The following is a 22,389-nucleotide window of genomic DNA, read 5'->3' as shown; positions in this document are numbered from 1 at the left end:
ATGGAAGCTCAATCTGAAAGTAACGGATTTCTGCACGATATTGCAGAATTTTTGTGGGGGGATTTTTCGAGGTGTGGGAGAAATTTGGTAGTTGTATTACGCAGCATCAGATTATGGTGAGGAGTGTAGGGGGAGTTTTTCTATTTTTATAATCGTATGTATAAGGTTATTATTATGAATCATACAATTTCAATTAGTACAACTAATATAGGGTAAATGCTCTGAAAAACAAAGGCTATATCCATATTTAGGATCTAGCCTTCATATCACCACTCAAAGCTCTCATTTTTTAATTTAGTATTTTGATCATCTATTGCTGATTGAACTTCTATACGTTTTAACCATTCTTTTTCTTTTGAGTCAATAAATGGCAAGAGAGTTAAGTGTGATATCTTTAGTTTATCTTTTAAGGCGGTAATAGATGGTAATCTTCGTTTCATTTCCTCTGACCAACTTCCCGAAGCTGAACGTAAAGTGAAAATATTTGTTTCAATAATTTGATCTAAAGTATTTTGAGCAGAATCACTTAAGTCTAGTAAGTGCAACAGTAAATCTAACCAAAAGATTTGACCATTATCTTGAATAGTAAATAAGTTAGAATTTTCTATCCAAAATTGTAATCTATCTCGATCATGATCGATCCAATTTAAAACACTTTGCTGATTTGCATAAACGAGAACTTTTCTTAGATCATTACTCCAAAACTTATTCAAAAATTCTTGATCTTGTAAAAGAAGAGAAATAAATAAATTTGTACACTTTTCAACACAAATTTTTAATAACTTAAAGTTTTTTGAGTTTCGATGTATAGAAATATATTTCTCATCATTAAACAAGCTTTTTACTGCTTCAAGAATTTTAATTCTATGCGGTTCATCAAAAGTAAATAAGTATTCTAAAGCATCTTCACTATGATCGTACAAATTATCATTTTTGAGTATTGTCTTAATTTCACTTAAGAGAATACCTACATATTTACTATTTAATTTTTTTTGAAAAAAACATTCTTCTACAAGTTCATATCTAATTTGATCAGTTGCTCCTACAAAAATCAATGCATCGAGTAAGATTTCAAATTGACTATTACTAATTTTATTATGATATTTATTTGCTGACAATCTTGGGAAATTCAGAACATCAATTTTTTTATCAATGATTAACTGACTAAAGTATTGGAAATCATCATCATTTTGACATGCTTGAATCAACAATAAGCAAATAGTATTTTTAAAGCTATCATTCTGCCTCATAAATTCTATTAAGACATAAAAATCATCTAATGAATTATTCTTAAAACCGACTAACAGACCTAATAAAAACTCAGAAGAACGCATTGATTTATCAATATTAATATCTTTTAAAGAAATGATGCACTGATTTATATCAAAAAATGTTTTTGAGCTAGCTTCTCCTAACTTTATTAGATAATTATTTTGCATCCATCCAGCATTCGCTTTAATTAGTAGATCAAGATTTTCTATTAGTTTCTCTACATTCGTTAATTCATTACTAATATGACTTACTAGATCTTCATAGTTATCAAAATCTGGTATTTGTATTGCATATTTATCATCATTTTTTTTAGTCATTTTATATAAATCATGATCAGATACTAAAATATATGATTTGATTAATTCAGTTAAATTATCCTTTGTAGGTCTCAAAGACCGTTCTAGATTTTCCAAATCTGATAATAATTCTGGAGCATTAGTATTCAATTCTTCTTCATTAAATTTAAGGATATTTAAAATTTTAGTATGCGCCTCTGAGAAGTAACTTCTTTTACTGAACTTTTCTAAATATGCTTTTACGAAATCAACCTTACCACATGTCCATATAATATCTTTAATATTATTTACAAAAATTTTTCGGGCTTGCGCAACACCTTGCTGATCCAACTTATTTAATATTTCAAGTAAAAACTCAGTCCATGACCAAATTTCACCATAAGTTTTTGGTTGATAGCCATAATCAGATGATTTTCCACTTTCATTAGACCCACGAATAAGATAGCCATACTCACGGAAGTTTAAGGCTTTTGATAGACAACATAATAAGATTGGCAAATTTTGTTCATTGGTATGCAATGTAGTAAGAACATCTTTTTTTAGTTCTAAATTGGCTAAAGTCTCAGATGTACGCAGTCTAAATAAAGATGTTAATAAATCCATAATAGAATTATTGCGTTCATTCTCTTTTTCATCCTTAGCAAAATAAACAAGCAAATGAAATGCTTTTGCAAAGTTATGCTCTTGATAAGCTAAATCTCTAATTAACTGAGAAATTTCTACAAAATATGGATTATCACGTGTTAAAAAATTTGGATCTAAATCATGTTTTTTTTCAAATAAGTTAAGAAGTTGGTCTTCAGATATTTGTGATAATAATCTTATTTTTACTAAGTCTTGAGCATCATAATTTCCAGTTAGAATTTTTTCTCCAAGGAAGCCTTCATTAGAGAACCATAAAGTGACTAAATCCTTAATTTTTGGAAGATCATGAAAATAACTCAGACGTTTAATAAAAGATCGCTGTAAACGTTCAGGCATTGACTTAGTTAGTTTATCTAGTTGATTAACTAACTTTATAGCAATTAACTCTTTAGCTAAATGATTTGCCAGTGCATGAGGTAAAATAGCTCGCCATACGCCACGTTGTTGAACGATATCTTTACTTTTTAACATCTCTATTGCTTCGATCGCACTATATGTGTCTACTCTTGCAAAGTTAGATAAAAAATCCAATTCAGAGTTTTCTTCACCGCTATCTTCGATATTAAAGGAATAGACGAGAGCAAAACTCTTCGCAATTTTAAATAACTCCTCATTTTGTCGACCTTTTTGCCAAAATAGTCGCTCAAATAATTCACTATCAGTAAGTATTGCTAGGTTATCAGTTTTCTCAATATTTGAAGCTATAGCTAATGCCAATCGATAATTTCCACCAGAAAAATCAGCAATTTTATGTCTGTTTATATCATTGACATCAGGATAATGTCGTTCAATTACTTTTTGAATAATATCTGTACTGTTTGGTTGAAGCTTATAGACATCAGTTCTTTCTGGTAGATCATCTTTTACATCATATTCAATAGTTAAAAGTGAAATTTCAGTATTCTGAATTTTCTTCGTTAAATTTGAGTGAGTATCTTGTCCACAATTATCAACAATTAGAATAAAGGGCTTCTTTTTTAATTTTAATTCTTCAATAAAATGCTCAGGAAGTGGATTTGGTGAGTCACCGATATCACAATACCAGACATCTCTAACATCTAAGTTATTTTCACTAATTCGATCATCGAATAACGCTTGTGCGAAACGTGTTTTTCCTACACCAGATAAACCTACTAGTCTTACAGAAGTACTAGCAGTTGAAAGTTTATCTCGAATCGCATTGATACCACTTACAACATTAAGTTCACTATTATTCCTATTTTGTGGAGTAATAACCTTTATATCATCATCAACAAAGTAAGGCTCTTCTATACTTGCTTTTGTATTTGACCAATCATCAAAACGTTGCCAACCAAGAAGTTGTTCTTTTGTAAAGAAGTATCTAGATAAATCATCATGTTCTAAAGCAACAAACTCTGATTCAAAAAATGATGCTTCTCTCCAAATTAGAGTTATACCTAGCTCAGTAGATTTGTTCGTTATCTCAGTTAAGGTTTTAGGCATTGTCATTTTTTTTGAACCATCAACTTCTATCTGGCCCTGTCCCCACAGTTGATTGGTATAAATCAAAATTTTGGATATATCCTCATAATCTCTTTTTGATCTTTCCAACATCTCAATAAAATCTTTTTTATGATCTGAAAGTGACGTTGAGTAAAATTTTGCTTGGAATCCAATAACCTCACCATTATGTGAAATAGGGTTCTTTTCAATACCTGACTGATTCTTGTAACCAAACCAACCTTTAGGTAGATTAAACTCTCGACAGAAAAGTAAGTACGCAAACCATTCGAAGGTTGATTCTTTGTCTGTTGAGAATTTTGAAGAAAATGTATCCCAATTTGGTTTGATCATTTAAGTTTACCTAATTTCTAAGTTTATTAATATCTAAAGGATTTAAATAAGCTTTAGTTGGAGCATTTGCTGTGTTTCTCAAGTAAATTGAGAATCTATGAATGTTGTTAGATAGAGAAAGATACATTAATCTTTCCCAATTATTTAGTCCTAAATATCCAGCTATTGACCTAGCTCGACGATCTAAATGTATCTTTAGTGCATGAATACCGTCAATTTTCAAAATTTCTTGATATTCAAGCAGATTTTTTTTTAAGTTACTGGATGCTTTAAGTGAATATCGATTTAAAATATCTAATCTATCTAATTGCCATTCGACACGTTTTTTTTGACTGAGTAGCCAGTTATTTGGATAACTAACAGTGTACGAAAAAGTGGGCTCATTATTATAACGAAAAGATGTTTCACAATTTAGAAAATTATCATTTAAAAAGCTACTGAAATATGGGTGTATAAATGTTTCAGTAACATATTTTCCTACATGTTTTAATTTTTTTCGATTACATGTTCCACAACTAGGTACTAAATTGTATGACATTACACATAATTGTGGAAAAAACAGGTCAAAATTAGAATCAATATTTCCTTCTGGTAAAAAATGATCGATATTTTCAAAATCTTTAGCACCACAATAATAACATTGATTATTGTTATTATCCTTGCATAAATCCATTAACTGTTGAATTGGATGATTTCTGTGTATCTTACTTCTATTTTTTGAATAAAGTTCAAGAAAATCGCTTTTATTAATATTGTAAAATTCTTTAAAATAGTGGTGTTTTTTAATCCTTGAGTAATATAGTGTTCCTGCTGAAGCCATTAATCTATATTTAAAACTAAATATTTTTAAATCGGTATAAATATCATTAGTGTAAATTTGATATAATAAATTTTTGCTACCACTTCGATTAACACAATATTCAAATAAACCTATATCACTACATAGCTTTGGTTGATATTTTATTGATGGGTTATATAATTTTGGCTCATCAAGATAACGCATCATTGAAATCCATTGTTGTTTTTGAAGTAAGTTTCTAATATTGATAAAATTACATTAATTGCTTCTGAGCCTAATTCATTATCAAATTCCTCTATAAATATTCGATAACCATCATCTATACTATATATCTGATTTTTATTTTTCTGAAAAAAATCAAATAATAATTTATAGTACCCAGATTCATATACTTCGAGTTTAAAAATCTCATTAGTGAGAATATCTACTCTTTCTCCAAATGTATTTAATTCCACATCTTCATAAGTTTGAATATCATTTATTCGTTTTATAATTTTTATATCTTTTTTCGGTACTTCTTGTAATACAACTGGGGAATGTGTCGTAATAATAGCCATAGCATTAGTATAAATCATAAGATCTGCGAATGCTCTAATATATGCTGACAACAGAGGAGGGTGTAAATATAATTCTGGCTCGTCATAAAGAACTAAAGTATTTCTATCAACAAGATCGACTAATTTAAACAATGTATAAATTACCATTTTATGGCCTGAACTTAGAATATCAAATAATTTAACAATTTTTACTCTACTTAGCTCTCGTTGATTTACATTTTTTATATCTAATTCAATTATCAATTGTTTAAATTTAAAATCATATAAAATATAATCACTAGAAATTATATCTAATAATTTTATCAACAGCTCTTTTTTTGCAGTACTAAATAAGCAATTTCCTAGGCTCTCAATAAATTCATTTTTTAAATCAATACCTCTAGTAATGTCTCTTTCATTCTTTAAACTTATTAGTCTTACACTTTTTAGAGGATTTTTATTTTTTAAATAACCTTTATATCCTTCTAGTTTATCGAAAGGACTAAATGATACTAAAACTATATTTTTAATGTCATTAGTTTCAGCGTGTCCGTTAACATAGTCGTTAACAATTTTGTTAAGTAATTCTGATTTACCAGATCCATTACTACCAATGAGTACCTTTATGTTATTTTTAAATTTTGTTCGCTCAGAAATATAAAAATCCAAATCATCACGATCATAAAACTTTAATGTGATTCCCATTACATCATTTATCTTTTTTCTTTCTATAATGGCAGAAAATTGATCTGTTATGTTTTCATACGATGTTGATCTTAAAAAAGACCGTACAAAAACGTCATGTTCTAATGCTTTATGGAGGATATGTCTATTTTTCGCGACATCATTTAAGGAGTCGTAGTAATGAAAAATTAGTTTATGATTATTGTGAAATATTTCATTAATATTTTCATAATATTCATGATCTATTCCCATAGAAAAAAAATCATTATCTATATTTTCTAAAATTTTTCCCTTTATCTTAGGGTTTTCGATGGTTGAATACGCTTTTTCTCCAATACCGCCTTGAAAAAAGTAGCCAATTTTACATGATCCTAATTTGTATGTTTCTTGACTTGAGTTGTTTTTAATTGTGATATCAAAAATTGTTTTATAACCAAAATCATCCCAATAGGAAGCTTCTAAAATAATATAATATTTACAATCAGGAACGATTATATCTACAAAGTTTCGGCTGTCTTCTGGAGTCTTGAAATGAAATAACATTAAAGGCATTTCACCATGCAGTATGCTTGGTGTCCCAAATAAGCCCATTAAGATCTCCAGAATATTATATTAGTGTATACTAGAATAGCATATTTCATTATTTTTCACTCACATAGTAATTTAGCTTCTTCAAGAATCCAGTTTTCAAAACTCTGCATATGCATACGAAGCATATCCATAGGCCTGACCGTGTAGTGTTTTTCATTAATTAAATCTGCCTTATGGCCACTAATTTGATGAGTAATGCCTTTAGGGGAGCTTAATCCATCCAGAAAGTATCTCAAATGATTTCCTTAACCCATGTATAGTGATATCAATTTGTAGATTATCTCAAGCTTTATAAAAGTCTTTGTATGGATTGACTATTTGATCATTTTCTGAAAGATGACTTGAAAACACAAAAACAGCGTCAGACTATTTACGTAATTTCTTTAGTTTAGTTTCGATATAATCTGTTAAGGATATTAGACGTTTTGTATTCTCAACTTTGTCTTTTAAATTAATGGTTTTCCATTTGAAATCGATATCCTCCTATTTTAAAACTAAAATCTCATTTTTTCTTGCTCCGTTATGACTTCTATGTGTAAGGCTAAGCTTGAAGACGTGTTAACTGACTAAGGTGGTCAAAAATATTTAATCACATCGCTAATGTCCACAAATCCGTTACATTCATCTTTCGTGTTTTCAATAGAAGCTCAACCTTAAAGTAACGGATTTCTGCACGATATTGCAGAATTTTTGTAGGGGATTTTTCTAGGTGAGGAGAAAAATTTGGTAGTTGTATTACGCAGCATCAGATTGTTGTGAAGAGTGTAGGGGGAGTTTCTTTATCATTTTTCTATTTACGGATGTCATTAATAGTTTGTGTGCATGGTGAACCTATTATACTAGACTTCATAATTATTTGAGTTACAGTATGAAATAGCTACAAAAATATTTTAGAACCTATCCAATATTAATTTCAGGTGGTGTTTCAAAATGTATGCTGATCATTTTAACATCACTATACAAAACTGTGGTTAATGTAAAAGAATCCAAGATTAAAAGCTTTTACATGATTCAATACCTTCTTCGAAAAACAGCATGTTCTTCTTACTGCTCGCCTTATGCGGTGTCTTAATTGGCAGTTGTTTCCTTCTATCCCGACTGTATAATATTTCCCTTCTTGGTCCGGCTTAAAAATTTTGATGAAACTTTCCCAATGATCACTCGATATACAATCATAAGTAATACCCAGTTCTTCTAAACGGTTTTTTAGCCTTTGTGCTGTATGAGCATCTCTTCCTCCCCATACAAAAGCCACTATTTCTCCGCTACTTCTATCATAGACGTACTGTAGCCAATGCTTATCTTTCTTGTTGCCTACAAATGTCCAAAATTCATCAACTTCCAAGCATTTATAATGAGTTCTTTGAGGAATTACTTCATGATTTGATTGTGTAAGCGTTTTAAGTATCTTGCCAATACTAAACCTCGTAATCTTTGCAATATCCCGAATGCCACAACATCGCACAAGCATAAGCAAAATCAATTTGACCGCTTTTGAATGACAGCCTAAATACGTCAAATTATGGTCACCCACAAACTGCCTATTACATTCTTTACAACGATAGTTTTGCTTACCATCGTGTTTAATGCCATTCTTCTTTATACTTGTACTCTGGCATCGAGGACAATGAAGTTCTATTTCGATTTTCACACATTTAAATATAGCTGAATTGTTCCTCGTTGCCTCCTTTTCTTATGAGCATACTTTTTAGAACACCACCTAATTTCATTCTTTTTTGGCAATTGGAAAAATAATTTGTTAAATTCTCCCCCATGAGAAAACCATATCCCAGCGACATTAGTCGAGAAGCCTTTAAAGAAATTAAACCGTTACTATTGAGCGGAAGAAAACAAACACGTCCAAGAGTCGTTGATGTCTATGAAGTGTTTTGCGCCTTGCTCTATATTCTAAAAAGTGGATGTCAATGGAGTATGCTTCCTCGAGACTTTCCACCTAAAAGCACTGTGCATTATTACTTCTCAATTTGGAATAGAAAACCATCAGAAACTGAACCTAGCATACTTGAGCAAGCTTTAAAAAAATGTGGTTGGCGAGGCCCGTATCAACAATGGACGGAAAGAACAAACGAGCTTTATCATCATTGATTCACAAAGTGTAAAAAACACAGATACCGCACGTAATAAAGGCTATGACGCTGGTAAAAGAGTTTCAGGGATTAAAAGACATATCATTGTTGATACTCAAGGTCTGCCTCATGGAATATTTATTACGACAGCAGATAAAACAGATCGTCAAGGTGCATTAGATGCCATAACTTTACATAGAGACACCTTACAAAATGTAGAGGTTGTACTTGTTGATGGTGGTTATACAGGCGAACCCTTTTCTTTGGCTGTTAATGATTTAATCAGAGCGCGAGTTGAAGTTGCTAAACGAAGTGAATTACATAAATTTGCAGTCATACCACAACGCTGGGTTGTGGAAAGATCATTTGCTTGGTTAGAAAAATGTAGAAGGCTTTGGAAAAACTGTGAAAAGCACCTAAATACGAGCCTTCAGTTCATTAATTTAGCCTTTTTAAGGCTACTTTTGCATAGAAAATATTCTGGATAGGTTCTTAGACATAATATCTATTTGATGGCCCAGTTTTGCGGTCAACTACTTTGTACACAAAGCAAGCATGGTCTTTGCGGTCTATAAAAACTCATTACATTTCTGCGGTCTATTTTTGCGTGACCGCAGTGGACAGCGGGCTTTTTGCGGTTTTTGTGAGTTTTTTGAACAAAAAATAGCTTATTTTTCTTGAGTCTATCAAAGCAGCTAATTCGCTCAAGTTCATCACGAACTGACTAAAAACTTTACTTTTCTTCAACTTAAGAAATTGATTGCGGTCATATTGTAAAGGTTGATTTTTTGAAATATACTATGAATCAACACATTGTTTTTATTAATAAAATTATGAATAATTGTCTCCGCTCATAATCCGTTGGTCGACAGTTCAAGTCTGTCTGGGCCCACCATATAAAACAACCACTTACGTGTACTAATCGTAAGTGGTTTTTTGTTTTTAGATTCTGGTAAGCAAATGAAATCAACATTATTTTTAATTGGTTTTGTTGCATAAAGACTTTAAAGATAGAATTTCCTGTAGTTACTCAAATTCAAGTGACGACTTGGGTATGGGGGTGATCTAATTCTGGCATGGCTTAATCATAATTTAAGTCAATACTTTGAGATATGAAGTATATGATCGAATTTTAGATCAGTTTATTACAAGTTTCGTAAGCGTGCGCTGAACCTCATAGCTATTTTTTAATGGGGGTTAGCTTTCCGGCAGTGTGGTAGTAATTCTTGTAGGCGGGACACTTTATGTGTTGGCGGCCTTTTCAGCCTATCACCTAAAGCAGATGCAGGTTATGGCAAAGGCAGTAACCACAAAACAAACACATAATAACACGACACTCAATGCAGAGCAGATTAGCTAGTTGGTGGGGTAAAGGTGATACCACGATTTAACGGCAGGGATTTGTGAGGCTACAGGAGATTGCAGCTACAATGCTCAGTTGGCTGGTGTGGTTGGGCAAAATGCGTTAGAGAATAATGAGATGGGATATTCCCAGATAATCCTAAGCAAATGAAGTCTGCACAATCGCTGGCAGAGTATGATATTGATCCTAGCCAAAATAATGGACAGCATGTCCCTCTAAAGATAACGTAACTTCAATCTTTGGAGATCCAAGAAATGGCTAAACGTTTTAGTCCGGAATTTAAACAGCAAGCAATTGATCATGCACTTTCAAACTCCCACGAGCCTATAGCTGCAATCGCCCATAAATTAGGTGTGGGTTATTCAACCTTAGATAAATGGATTCGTGAAGCCAATCCAGTAGGTTCAAGCAAACGTCAACTTTCTCCTGAACAACAGCGGATCTTGGAATTAGAAAAAGAAGTCAAACAGCTCAAGGAAGCCAATGACATCTTAAAAAAAGCGCATGTGTACTTTCTGACAGATCATGCCAAGAAAAGTACACGGTAATTCAAGATATGGATATAAATGAAGTCACTGTGTCTTCTGTCTGTAAATGCCTAGATGTCAGCACTTCAGGCTATTATGCCTGGCGAAAACGCCAGACCAATACAGCGCAGAAATACAATGATTTAAAAGTTGTATATTGGCAGCATCATGCGCGCTTGGGTGCACCGTCATTGGTACATGACATGCGTGATTTAGGTTATCGCATGAGCGAACGTACCGTTGGAAGGATGCTAAAAAAGCTTGGTTTACGTAGTAGGATTGCACGTAAATACAAGCATACGACTGATTCAAACCATCGTTTGTCTACAGCATCAAATTTGTTGGATCGCCAATTTACAGTTACTCAGCCTAATAAAGTTTGGACAACGGATATTACCTATATCCGAACTAAAGAAGGCTGGCTGTATTTATGTGTGATGCTAGATCTATTCAGCCGTCGTATTGTGGGTTGGCAAACCAGCCATCGAATAGACCGCCAATTGGTGTGTGATGCGTTTAATTATGCAATGGCTCGTCAGGGTTATCCAACGGGTGTCATGGTGCATTCGGATCAAGGTAGTCAGTACTGTAGTCGTGATTTTAGGGCGCTATTATTGACGAATAACTGTATTCAAAGCATGTCTAGACGAGGAAACTGTTGGGACAATGCAGTGACCGAAAGCTTCTTCCATACCCTGAAGGGGCATGTAGTACATGGCAGTGTATTTTCTACGAGAAAAGAGGCAAATGCTATCTTGTTTGAGTATATTGAAGTTTACTACAATCGAATCAGAAGGCATTCTGCAAATGGCTGGTTAAGTCCAGAAGCCTTTGAACAGAAATATTTCAAGAATTTAGAGGGATCGGTTGTCCACGATACTGTCTAGGATCACTATTGAGCGGAAGAAAACAAACACGTCCAAGAGTCGTTGATGTCTATGAAGTGTTTTGCGCCTTGCTCTATATTCTAAAAAGTGGATGTCAATGGAGTATGCTTCCTCGAGACTTTCCACCTAAAAGCACTGTGCATTATTACTTCTCGATTTGGAATAGAAAACCATCAGAAACTGAACCTAGCATACTTGAGCAGGCTTTAAAAAAATGTGGTTGGCGAGGCCCGTATCAACAATGGACGGAAAGAACAAACGAGCTTTATCATCATTGATTCACAAAGTGTAAAAAACACAGATACCGCACGTAATAAAGGCTATGACGCTGGTAAAAGAGTTTCAGGGATTAAAAGACATATCATTGTTGATACTCAAGGTCTGCCTCATGGAATATTTATTACGACAGCAGATAAAACAGATCGTCAAGGTGCATTAGATGCCATAACTTTACATAGAGACACCTTACAAAATGTAGAGGTTGTACTTGTTGATGGTGGTTATACAGGCGAACCCTTTTCTTTGGCTGTTAATGATTTAATCAGAGCGCGAGTTGAAGTTGCTAAACGAAGTGAATTACATAAATTTGCAGTCATACCACAACGCTGGGTTGTGGAAAGATCATTTGCTTGGTTAGAAAAATGTAGAAGGCTTTGGAAAAACTGTGAAAAGCACCTAAATACGAGCCTTCAGTTCATTAACTTAGCCTTTTTAAGGCTACTTTTGCATAGAAAATATTCTGGATAGGTTCTAAGCTGCCTATACGGCAGTGAACTGAAAAAGGTTAAATCCCTAGCATGATCTTATATTTCTAAGCTGCCTATACGGCAGTGAACGATTGTATGCAATCGTTTGAATGCTATTTAAATTTCTAAGCTGCCTATACGGCAGTGAACCAAGGCTTCCAAGTTGATAATGCTTTTGGTTTTTTCTAAGCTGCCTATACGGCAGTGAACTATTCTAGGGTGGTTAAAGAAATTGGGCGCATTTTCTAAGCTGCCTATACGGCAGTGAACGGCCTTGCATTTTACCCGCTTCAATTCCACGTTTTCTAAGCTGCCTATACGGCAGTGAACGATGATCTTTGGTACTTAACCAATCTTCAAAATTTCTAAGCTGCCTATACGGCAGTGAACGACCCTGCATTTTACCCGCTTCGATTCCACGTTTTCTAAGCTGCCTATACGGCAGTGAACTTTAATGTAGACGGAGTGTTTACATTTGAAAATTTCTAAGCTGCCTATACGGCAGTGAACTCTGACCTGATTCTTTGAGATCGGAGGCTTTATTTCTAAGCTGCCTATACGGCAGTGAACACTGTAGCTAAAGAAAAAGGCGTTGATCTTGATTTCTAAGCTGCCTATACGGCAGTGAACTATTGTATGAGGCAAACGATCCTTTTTCGATTTTTCTAAGCTGCCTATACGGCAGTGAACGCGCTTAATCGGACACTCGAAAATTCTATGGCTTTCTAAGCTGCCTATACGGCAGTGAACCGAGGAATTTATATTTAGTACGTGGGCGTGATTTTCTAAGCTGCCTATACGGCAGTGAACTGTAGTTGTATTTGATGTTGCAGAATTTCGGGTTTCTAAGCTGCCTATACGGCAGTGAACTTTCTAACATTAACATTTGTTAACAGGCGCGATTTCTAAGCTGCCTATACGGCAGTGAACAAACCACTTCATATCGCTACCGCTCACCTGATTTTCTAAGCTGCCTATACGGCAGTGAACTGTGTCGGATTTCGGCGTTGCTGCATTTGATTTTTCTAAGCTGCCTATACGGCAGTGAACGAGAAAATAAAAATTGATGCATACGACTCACATTTCTAAGCTGCCTATACGGCAGTGAACATACAGGTAAAGATCGTTATATGACTGTGGGTTTTCTAAGCTGCCTATACGGCAGTGAACGCATTGAGGCAATCTCACCAGCAATTTCAGCTTTTCTAAGCTGCCTATACGGCAGTGAACTCTGCAAGCATATCTATGTCCTGCAAATGTTTTTTCTAAGCTGCCTATACGGCAGTGAACATTTTCAATTCGATGAAATCCCAATTTTTGAATTTCTAAGCTGCCTATACGGCAGTGAACTGTTTGTGCCCAAAACTTCTCATTCTTACCAATTTCTAAGCTGCCTATACGGCAGTGAACAGTAAAATAGAGTAAATAAAACAAGTTAAAACATAGGTTTATCAAGAAAATTGAGTAAATACCCAAAGTTTTGATCCAAATTGTAACTTATTGATTTTATTAAGCTGTTAAAGAGTAAGAAAAATATTGGGGTAAAAATAGCTTTTTGTCAAAAGAAAACAGTGTTCGTTCTAATTTATTGCTTTCCTCAGAACCTACATCGACTTAAAATCATGAATACTCTTGATGATAAAGAAGTAAGTCCCGTGTCAGACCATTTGGAAAACGAATTTGAGCTAAGTAATGAGGAAATGCTTCTCTATAGTCGTCAGATTTTATTAGATGGTTGGGATATCGAAGCACAAGAAAAACTAAAACTCGCCAATGTGCTAATAATCGGCGCAGGTGGTATCGGTTGTACCAGTGCCGAGCTGTTGGCACGTGCGGGTGTAGGTAAAATTACCATTGTCGATGCCGATACAATTGAAATGAGTAATCTGCAAAGACAAATTGCCTTTACGACAAAAGATTTAGGTCGATACAAAGCCGAAATACTGGCAAAGCATCTAAAAGATATTAATCCGCATATACAAGTTAGCTATCAAAATATACGATTCGATGAAACGAATGCTGATGAACTTGTACAGCATCAAGATGTAGTCTTGGATGGTTGTGATAATTTTACGACTCGTTATCTGGTGAATGCGGTGTGTAGAAAACATCAAGTACCACTCATCAGTGCATCAGCCATTGGTTTTGAAGGGCAACTGTTTATGGTGGATGCTGATTCAGCTTGTTATGAATGCCTGTTTCCGAAAGAAGATCATGACAATGAAGGGTTACGTTGTGCGGAGTCAGGTGTATTAGCTACCACTCCTGTAATGATAGCGTCATTACAAGCGCATCACACTTTGCTGTTTTTAGGACTTGGTCTGACACCATTAAAGCAAAAACTATTGCTTTGGAATGGTTTAAATCTATCGCAACGCATTCTTAAATTTGAAAAAGATGTAAATTGTCCAGTTTGTCAGGCAACTTGATCGGTAAATTGAGCAAAATTTGCTAAACTAATGCCATCTGTGAGGCAAGAAAGATTATGAAAAGAAATATTTTATTCGATGGATTACGATCTGTTGCACGTATTGGTGAAACAGTGGTGGTTGCAGCACAAGCAGGTGTGAAATATGCAACTGAGAAACCAAGTAATGCAAAACTCATGCGTGAGACCTTTGAGTCACTTGGGTCGACTTATATCAAACTGGGTCAATTTATTGCCAGTACGCCGTCTTTATTCCCTCGTGAATATGTTCAGGAATTCCAAGGCTGTTTAGATCAAACGCCAACCTTACCATTTAGCTATATCCAACAAGTATTAGCTGAAGAATTTGAAGGCCGTAATCTGAATGAAATTTTTGGTTTTATCGATGAAAAGCCACTAGCTTCAGCTTCAATTGCACAAGTCCACGCAGCTCGACTAGTTACGGGTGAAGATGTGGTATTAAAGGTGCAAAAACCTGGTGTAGAGACGATTTTATATACTGATTTAAATGTGGTGCATTGGGCGACAAAACTTTTAGAAAAAGCTGTGCCAAAAATCAAGTTTGTATCGCTTTCTGAAATTGTGGATGAGATCAAAACACGTATGGTACGTGAAGTTGATTTTATTGAAGAAGCACAGAATCTGGATGACTTTATTCAATACTTGAATGTTTCTGGGAATCAGGCTGCCACTGCACCAAAAGTTTATCATCAATTTTCAACACGCCGTGTACTTACTATGCAGCGCTTGTACGGGGTGTCATTAACTGATTTTGATGTTGTTAAAAAATATGCCAAAGATCCAACACAAGTTCTGATTACTGCGATGAACACTTGGTTTGGTAGTCTCATGTTATGTAAGAGTTTCCATGCCGATTTACATGCTGGAAATCTGATGTTACTTGAAGATGGTCGTATTGGTTTTATTGATTTTGGGATTGTTGGACAACTGAATCCTGAGGTTTGGACAGCATGTATGGCATTTATGGATGCATTACAGCATACCAATTACACTGCTATGGCTGAGAACATGCTTAAGATGGGGATGACCCATCAGAAAATTGATACTCAAGTGCTTGCTGATGATTTAGAGCGTTTGTTTAGTGGTGTTCTATTGGCAGATCCTCAAGAAATTCTGAGTTCTAATCCTGCTGATCTCAATGATATCATGATGGATATGATTGGCGTGGGTGAACGTCATGGCATTAAATTCCCACGTGACTTCGCATTATTATTTAAGCAAATGTTATATTTTGATCGTTTCATGCGTGTTCTTGCACCATATACTGATATTTATGCTGACCAACGTTTGAAAATGGTTCACAATATTGAACCTGCTTCGTTTTTAAAGCATTAATTTATTTATCGGTTCATTAGGTCATTATGGATGCCATTATAATTGAAGGGTTGAAGGTGGATACTGTGGTTGGTTGTTTCAACTGGGAACGCCAAATTATTCAACCTTTGATGCTAGATCTCACCATTCATAATGATCTAACTCAAGCTGCGCAATCAGATGAGCTAGAAGATACGCTGAACTATGCACAAATCTGCGAACTTGCAGCTCAGGTGATTCAAAAAGCCAAACCCAAATTGATTGAGCATGCTGCACAATTGGTGCTTGAATGTCTATTTACGACATTTTCTTCAATTGAATCGATCGTTATCACTATTCGTAAACCCGCCATCATTGCACAAGCCAATGCAGTAGGAATTCGCCTTGAACGCAACAGAAACAATTTTTGCGCTCGCATTGGCGAGTAACCTCAAACAAAAACAAAATTTCACATTTGCTTATCAACAGATATTAAGCTTAGGTGTAGTGGAATTTTCTTCTATTTATAGAATCCCATGTCGGGATCGTGTTGGTGCCGATTATTGGAATTCAGCTTGTTTATTAAAAAGTCGACTGAATGTTGATGAGATCACTGAAACCCTGAAAAATTTAGAAGCACAATCTGGTCGAGTTCGCCCATCACATAATATTAGCTTAGATATTGATGTGATTGCTTGGGGAGAGACTTTAAACGATATGCAATTTAATCCAAAAAAGTTACCATTAGCCTTAGATGTTAAAATTCCACTTTATGATTTGTGGCAGGTTCCAGATTTAGATTACGATAGGAAAAATTCTTATCCCGTTATTTCTATGTAACACTATAATAATAGGAACAATATTCCATGAAGAAAATTTCATTGTTAGTAGGTTTTACAATTTTACTTTCAGGCTGTGCTGCCATGAGTGTTGAACAATGTAAAACTGCAAATTGGTTTAATGTTGGAGAAAAAGACGGTGCAGCAGGACAGGAATCTCGATTAGATAAATATTATTCTTCTTGCCAAAAAGCCAATATCGTGCCAAATCAAAAGCTTTATGAACAAGGTTACCAAAAAGGTTTGGGCTATTACTGTCGACCAGAAACCATTTTCAATGAAGCATTAGAAGGGCGTGGTGATTTTCGTATTTGTCCGTTAGACAAACGTGAATCATTGCGAATATATTATCAAGTTGCAAATGACTACTATCAAGCAAATTCTGAATTTGATCGCTCACAAAATGACATTAACTATTATTTAAAAGAGTTAGAGCGTAAAGACTTATCTGTTAAGGATCGTGATGATTATAAAAAACGTTTATATGATTTGCGCATCAATAGCAGCAGAGTTCAATCACGTTACCAAGATGCAGTTCGAACTTTGGAACGTTTTAAAGCTGAACGTGGATTGCGTTAATTTTTAAGTAGAATTGTTTAAATTATATTGATTGAAGTAATAAAAAAGTGGGAATTATGAAATTATAATTCCCACTTTTTGTTATTTATAAATAATAACTAGTTTTAGTCATTAATTTTGATATAGCTGTCATGGTAATACGCACAGGTACGGGTAAATCAACACCTCCAGCCTTTAAGGCTGTTTCGCGGTGGTGTAATTCATCTTCATTCATTTGTTCTAAAATTTTACGTGAACGATCATCATGAGATGGAAGTTGTTGAATATGTTCCTGTAGATGTTGGCTGACTTGACGTTCCGTTTCAGCGACAAACCCTAAGCTATATTTATCGCCAGCAATACCTGCTATTGCACCCATACCATAAGATAGACTATACCAAATTGGATTGAGCACGCTCGTATGACTGTCTAATTCCTTTAAACGATCTTCACACCAAGCGAGATGATCTTGTTCTTCTATCGCAGCTTGTTGCATTTCTTCTCTAACATGAGGCAGCTTTGCAGTGAGCGCCTGACCGTGATAAAGCGCTTGCGCACAGACTTCGCCACTATGATTGACACGCATTAAACCTGCTACATGGCGAGCATCGCTAACACATAATTGTGAGGGTTCTGTATTTGCTGGATTAGATCGTTGAGCAGCAGTTGCCCCTGGTACTAAGCTACGCAGAGCCTGATCAAAAGAATTAATAAGTTTATCGATACCTGTAAAATGACGCATATATTAATCCTCTAAAGTATTGGGTGCATTTTCTAACAACGGTTTTAAACGCTTTAATAACCAAAATGAGAAAATTGCACTTAAAACTGCAGTAATCGTAAATAATATTTTAATATCAATTTTTAAAATGCTTAAGATTAAAATTGAGAAAACTGCAGAAGAAACCATAAAGACAGCATTTAGAATATTATTTGCGGCCACCACACGCGCACGGTGAGAACGTGGTGAGTAAGCTTGCATCATTGCATATAGCGGCACAATATAAAATCCACCACTAATACCTAATAAAGTCACGGCAAGCATGACATGATAGTACACGGCACCTTGGGTAAAAATATCTTTTAAACTCAGTAAATCGCCAGTTCGTTCAGGAACAAAAGAGAGACTCGCTGCTAAATACAAAGCAAAGATCGTTAACCCAATCGCACCATAAGGTACCATTTTAATATTGATCTCTGTACCACCGATACGTCTGCACAGCAAAGAACCTACACCAATACCAACAGAGAAAAAGGTGAGGAGTAGGCTGACAACGTTTTCAGAAGCATGTAGGTTTTGTTGGGTCAATTGAGGAATTTGAGTTAAATAGGTTGCGCCATAAAACCAATACCAAGAATTACCGAGCAAAACAATAAATATGATTGGAAGGCTTTTAGCATATTTTAAAGTTTGAAAACTTGTACGAAAAAAATTCCAGTCAATTTGTAAATCTGGCGCTGCAACCTTTTGAGGTAAAATAAATCGGCTACATAAATAGCCTAAGCAAGCTATGATGACAACAGTGACACTAATCCACAATAAGTTTCCTTCCGATGATGCAATGACTGCACCTCCAAGAATCATTCCTAATAATATTGCGATCGATGTACCTGATTGGAAAAGTGCATTACCAGACATCAATTCTTCTTGTTTTAGAATTTCTGGTAAAATTGCATATTTGATTGGACCAAAACAAGTTGAGTGTGTCCCCATCAGAAATAATGCAAAAAGTAGTAACCATAAATTTCCAAGCAAGAACCCTGCGGTTCCAATCAACATAATGATAATTTCTAATATTTTTATAAAGCGAATGAGTTGAGATCTTTCATATTTATCAGCAATTTGCCCAGCAGTTGCAGAAAAGAAAAAGTAAGGCAAGATAAATAATAAGGCAGCTAGATTATTGAGTGTACTGACCGGAGCACTTTGTTGCTGGATCCAACCATAAGTGATCACTAAAAGTAGAGCTTGCTTAAAAACATTGTCATTTAAGGCTCCAAAAAACTGAGTGAAAAACATCGGTGCAAACCGACGTGATGTCATTAAGCGCTCATCTTGTTTCATCGTGTGTTCACTTCATTGTGTTTTATAAAAAAATGTGACGTACTGTAAAAATGCTACAAAATGCATGTATGATACTTCAAATCTTTGATTGGATGAAAATCAAAGATTTGAAGTATTTTCACCAGTCACAAATGATAAATTAAAAATAAGTTTAGAGTTCTACATGTCATCTAAAGCTAATTTTAAACAGTTAACGTTGGTTCATTCTATGCATTTAATATTTAAAATGCAGAGCTTTCCTAAACTTATTTGTAGCACTTTTTTAATTACTTCTTGTATATCAACTGCTTGTGCGCAAGAACAATTAACAGATACATCAAATAATAAAACCGTAGACCAACAGTCTTTGAATCAAGTTAAATCTGATCAAAATACTGAGGACACATCAACTGTTTTATCAAGCAGTACAAATCAGTCTCTTGTTAATCAAGCCGAACAAGACAGCTTGTTGGCATTGAAACAGCAAGAGCAGTCTAATAATCAGATTAATGAATTAAAACCGATTCAGCTTGATGATAATTTAGAAAATTTGCCAGTTATCCCTGTTGATCAAACAATGGCAAATGAAATTTTTCGTGAGGCTGAGAGTGCAAAAAATGAGGCCCAAGCTTATCGAGAAAGTACGTCAAAAAATCCGCCAACAGTTGTTAATGACATTTCACAGCCTGAACTGATAGAAATTACTAAGGCTCCAGTGGATATTAATCGGCTGATGCAAGACATTCAAACCGACAGTAAGATTGTCGTTGAAGCAAATGAAACGGGTCGGACATTACCAGAGTTTCAAACACAAAGTGATCAGCCTAAAGAAAAAGTCGGGTTCTTCCGAAAAATATGGAATCGTTTTCACCCAGATAACTTGATGGGTGCAGAGAAAATTCCGCGTATTACCGCTGATGTAACTGGTGCTCCCCCTGCGTTGGCTGCAAATATAAAAGCAAAATTATCAAGTTTTACTCAAGAATCTTTTGAAGACTTTAACGTCGCTTTACCTCAGTTAAGAGTGTTGACCAATCAGGCTGCACAAGCTGTAGGCTATTATAATGCCACGTATAAATTTGAACGGGTAAGTGATAATAAAGTTAAAGTCATTGTGACACCGAATGAACCCGTCCGTATTAAAGAGCAAAATATTGAATTTTCTGGTGCGGGTGAAAACTTGCCTCAATTCCAAGTTTTACGTTTGATCCCAGAACAAGACAAAGGGGACATTTTTAATCACGGTAAATATGAAACAACAAAAACAAAGATAGTGAATGCCGCATCAGATAACGGTTTTTTTGATAGTTATTGGCGTTTGCATGATGTCAAAATTAGCCAGCCAGAAAAAGTAGCTGAAATTAATCTAAAATATGAGACGGGTGAGCGATATAAACTTAAACAAGTTGAGTATCGTATGAGCGATCCAACTAAGCCATTGCCTTTAACTCAAAAAGTTTTAGATAGTTTGGCACCTTGGAAAGAGGGTGATGACTATGCATTTTGGCGTGTAAATGCCTTAGCAAATAACTTAACGAATACACGTTACTTTAATTACACATTGGTAGATACGATTAAACCTGACCCAGTTCAGCCTACTATAGAGTTAGCGCCAGATCTTCAAGCTTTAGTCGATCAACAGAAAATCCAACAATCCCAATTGCTAAATAGTCAACAGAAAGCAGAATTGGCAAGACAAAAAGTAACTTCTGCCCAAGAAGTGACGCAAAATGTCGTTGATGAAACACAATTCTCTGGAGGTCAACCCCCTCAAGCCTATGCTCTAGCACGCTCTATGCCCTTATCACATGAACATGATGATGACGAAGATGAACGCCATAAATTAGAAGAGCAAACGAGAATTGAGAAAAAAATTCCAGTCGTAGTCACGCTTAATGCAGATCGTTTGAATAGTTTAGAAACTGGTATTGGTTACGGTACAGACACGGGTGCTCGTGTGCGTAGTCAATACAGACGAGCAATTGTGAATAAATATGGCCATGCATTTGATGCCAATATTGAGGTGTCACAAATTCGTCAATCTATAGATGGGCGATACAGCATCCCTTATAAACATCCACTCAACGATTACTTTAACCTTGTGGGTGGTTACGAGCGCGAAGAGCGCAATGACATTGGCCCAGATATTAATTTATTGGTTGAGTCCGCTGTTTTAGGTGGTGAACGTGTTATTAAAAATCCTTTGGGTGATTGGCAACATATCATTGGTTTACGTTACCGTTTAGATCGTCTAACTAAAAAAGGTGATATTGATATCAATGAATTACCTGATGCTTTTAAAGTATCAGGGATTGATTCGGAACAAGAGTCCTTGTTATTTGGATATGAACTTTCTAAGACCAATAGTAATTCTCGCTTGAATCCAACTAAAGGCTTTAAGCAAACCTACAAGCTTGAATTAGGGACAGAGTCATTATTCTCAAATGCAAATATGGCAATTTTGACAGGCGGCTGGCGTTTTATTTATTCATTGGGTGAAAATGAAAATCACCAATTTGTAGGTCGAGCTGACACTAGTTATATTTTCACAGATGATTTTAAAAAAGTGCCTTATAACCTCCGTTTCTTTACAGGTGGAGACCAGTCTTTACGCGGTTTCGATTACAAAAGTCTTTCACCAGAGGAGAACGGTTTTAAAATCGGTGGACAAGCTTTAGGTGTAGGATCTTTAGAGTACAATTATCAGTTTAAAGATGGTTGGCGAGCAGCAATTTTCTCTGATTTTGGTAATGCCTATGACAAACAGTTTAGTAATCCAACCGAATATAGTATTGGAGTGGGTATCCGTTGGAGATCACCAATAGGACCAATACGGCTTGATGTGGCATCTGGTATTTCCAATGACAATAACCCGATCCGATTACATTTTTTCATCGGCTCACAGCTTTAATAATTTAAAAACATCCTTTAGAAAAGCTCAAACAATTTTAGGTTGAT

General features: G+C 35.0%; 15 protein-coding genes and 1 CRISPR repeat array. Of the genes, 9 read left to right on the top strand and 6 right to left on the bottom strand.

All coding sequences use genetic code 11. From position 1 onward, the window contains the following. Window positions 1–266 precede the first annotated feature (266 nt). The 4 genes from O1449_RS08695 to O1449_RS08680 form a co-directional block, all read right to left on the bottom strand. Window positions 267–4,028, bottom strand: a complete 3,762-nt coding sequence (locus tag O1449_RS08695; protein ID WP_269238069.1) for a hypothetical protein — start codon at window positions 4,026–4,028, stop codon at window positions 267–269. Between the two features lie 10 nt (window positions 4,029–4,038). Then, window positions 4,039–5,034, bottom strand: a complete 996-nt coding sequence (locus O1449_RS08690; RefSeq protein ID WP_269238068.1) for a hypothetical protein — start codon at window positions 5,032–5,034, stop codon at window positions 4,039–4,041. Next, window positions 5,031–6,638 carry an AAA family ATPase gene (locus O1449_RS08685; protein ID WP_269238067.1) on the bottom strand — a complete coding sequence of 536 codons (1,608 nt, stop codon included), beginning with the start codon at window positions 6,636–6,638 and terminating at the stop codon, window positions 5,031–5,033. The genes O1449_RS08690 and O1449_RS08685 overlap by 4 nt, the downstream gene beginning before the upstream one ends. Before the next feature lie 955 nt (window positions 6,639–7,593). Further along, on the bottom strand, window positions 7,594–8,289 hold the full coding sequence (locus O1449_RS08680) for an IS1 family transposase (RefSeq protein ID WP_269238066.1): 696 nt from the start codon (window positions 8,287–8,289) through the stop codon (window positions 7,594–7,596). A 122-nt stretch (window positions 8,290–8,411) separates the two neighbouring features. On the opposite strand from O1449_RS08680, the gene O1449_RS08675 reads away from it, so the two are divergent. The 8 genes from O1449_RS08675 to O1449_RS08640 all read left to right on the top strand — a co-directional run bounded on the left by O1449_RS08675 (window position 8,412) and on the right by O1449_RS08640 (window position 17,408). Beyond that, a protein-coding gene (locus O1449_RS08675) for an IS5 family transposase (RefSeq protein ID WP_269238065.1) occupies window positions 8,412–9,213 on the top strand; the annotation gives its coding sequence in 2 pieces (ribosomal slippage) (window positions 8,412–8,675 and window positions 8,677–9,213; 801 coding nt in all). Between the two features lie 1,129 nt (window positions 9,214–10,342). Further along, a protein-coding gene (locus O1449_RS08670) for an IS3 family transposase (RefSeq protein WP_269238047.1) occupies window positions 10,343–11,502 on the top strand; the annotation gives its coding sequence in 2 pieces (ribosomal slippage) (window positions 10,343–10,577 and window positions 10,577–11,502; 1,161 coding nt in all). Then, window positions 11,457–12,249, top strand: a protein-coding gene (locus O1449_RS08665) for an IS5 family transposase (protein ID WP_442865337.1) whose coding sequence is annotated in 2 segments (ribosomal slippage) — window positions 11,457–11,717 and window positions 11,719–12,249 — 792 coding nt in all. Because the reading frame shifts where the segments join, the coding sequence is not laid out codon by codon here. The genes O1449_RS08670 and O1449_RS08665 overlap by 46 nt, the downstream gene beginning before the upstream one ends. After that, a CRISPR array of direct repeats spans window positions 12,250–13,658; the repeat unit is 28 nt; unit sequence TTTCTAAGCTGCCTATACGGCAGTGAAC. It abuts the gene before it with no gap. Between the two features lie 212 nt (window positions 13,659–13,870). Continuing rightward, entirely contained in the window at window positions 13,871–14,677 is an 807-nt protein-coding gene (locus O1449_RS08660) for a HesA/MoeB/ThiF family protein (protein ID WP_442865243.1), read from the top strand. 56 nt (window positions 14,678–14,733) lie between these two features. Next, a complete protein-coding gene (locus O1449_RS08655) occupies window positions 14,734–16,032 on the top strand; it encodes an ABC1 kinase family protein (RefSeq protein WP_269238064.1) in 1,299 nt (432 codons plus the stop codon). Window positions 16,033–16,058: 26 nt separating this feature from the next. Next, entirely contained in the window at window positions 16,059–16,439 is a 381-nt protein-coding gene (folB, locus tag O1449_RS08650; RefSeq protein WP_046738689.1) for a dihydroneopterin aldolase, read from the top strand. Continuing rightward, window positions 16,396–16,830, top strand: coding sequence for a 2-amino-4-hydroxy-6-hydroxymethyldihydropteridine diphosphokinase (locus O1449_RS08645; RefSeq protein ID WP_269228125.1), 435 nt, complete (start codon window positions 16,396–16,398; stop codon window positions 16,828–16,830). The genes folB and O1449_RS08645 overlap by 44 nt, the downstream gene beginning before the upstream one ends. A 26-nt stretch (window positions 16,831–16,856) precedes the next feature. Beyond that, window positions 16,857–17,408, top strand: a complete 552-nt coding sequence (locus O1449_RS08640; protein WP_269238063.1) for a DUF2799 domain-containing protein — start codon at window positions 16,857–16,859, stop codon at window positions 17,406–17,408. A gap of 85 nt (window positions 17,409–17,493) precedes the next feature. Here O1449_RS08640 and coq7 read toward each other — a convergent pair whose 3' ends face one another. Both coq7 and O1449_RS08630 read right to left on the bottom strand, forming a co-directional pair. Then, window positions 17,494–18,129 (bottom strand): 2-polyprenyl-3-methyl-6-methoxy-1,4-benzoquinone monooxygenase, encoded by a 636-nt coding sequence (gene coq7 / locus O1449_RS08635; RefSeq protein WP_269238062.1) that lies wholly within the window; start codon window positions 18,127–18,129, stop codon window positions 17,494–17,496. A 3-nt stretch (window positions 18,130–18,132) separates the two neighbouring features. Next, a complete protein-coding gene (locus O1449_RS08630) occupies window positions 18,133–19,452 on the bottom strand; it encodes an MFS transporter (RefSeq protein ID WP_004661852.1) in 1,320 nt (439 codons plus the stop codon). A 163-nt stretch (window positions 19,453–19,615) separates the two neighbouring features. On the opposite strand from O1449_RS08630, the gene O1449_RS08625 reads away from it, so the two are divergent. Next, the gene (locus O1449_RS08625) at window positions 19,616–22,342 is read left to right on the top strand and encodes an autotransporter assembly complex protein TamA (protein ID WP_269238061.1); all 2,727 of its coding nucleotides are present in this window, start codon (window positions 19,616–19,618) and stop codon (window positions 22,340–22,342) included. The last annotated feature ends 47 nt before the right edge of the window (window positions 22,343–22,389 follow it).

It is taken from the genome of Acinetobacter sp. TR3, from assembly GCF_027105055.1.
GTDB lineage: Bacteria > Pseudomonadota > Gammaproteobacteria > Pseudomonadales > Moraxellaceae > Acinetobacter.
This window is presented reverse-complemented; position numbering and strand designations above follow the sequence as displayed.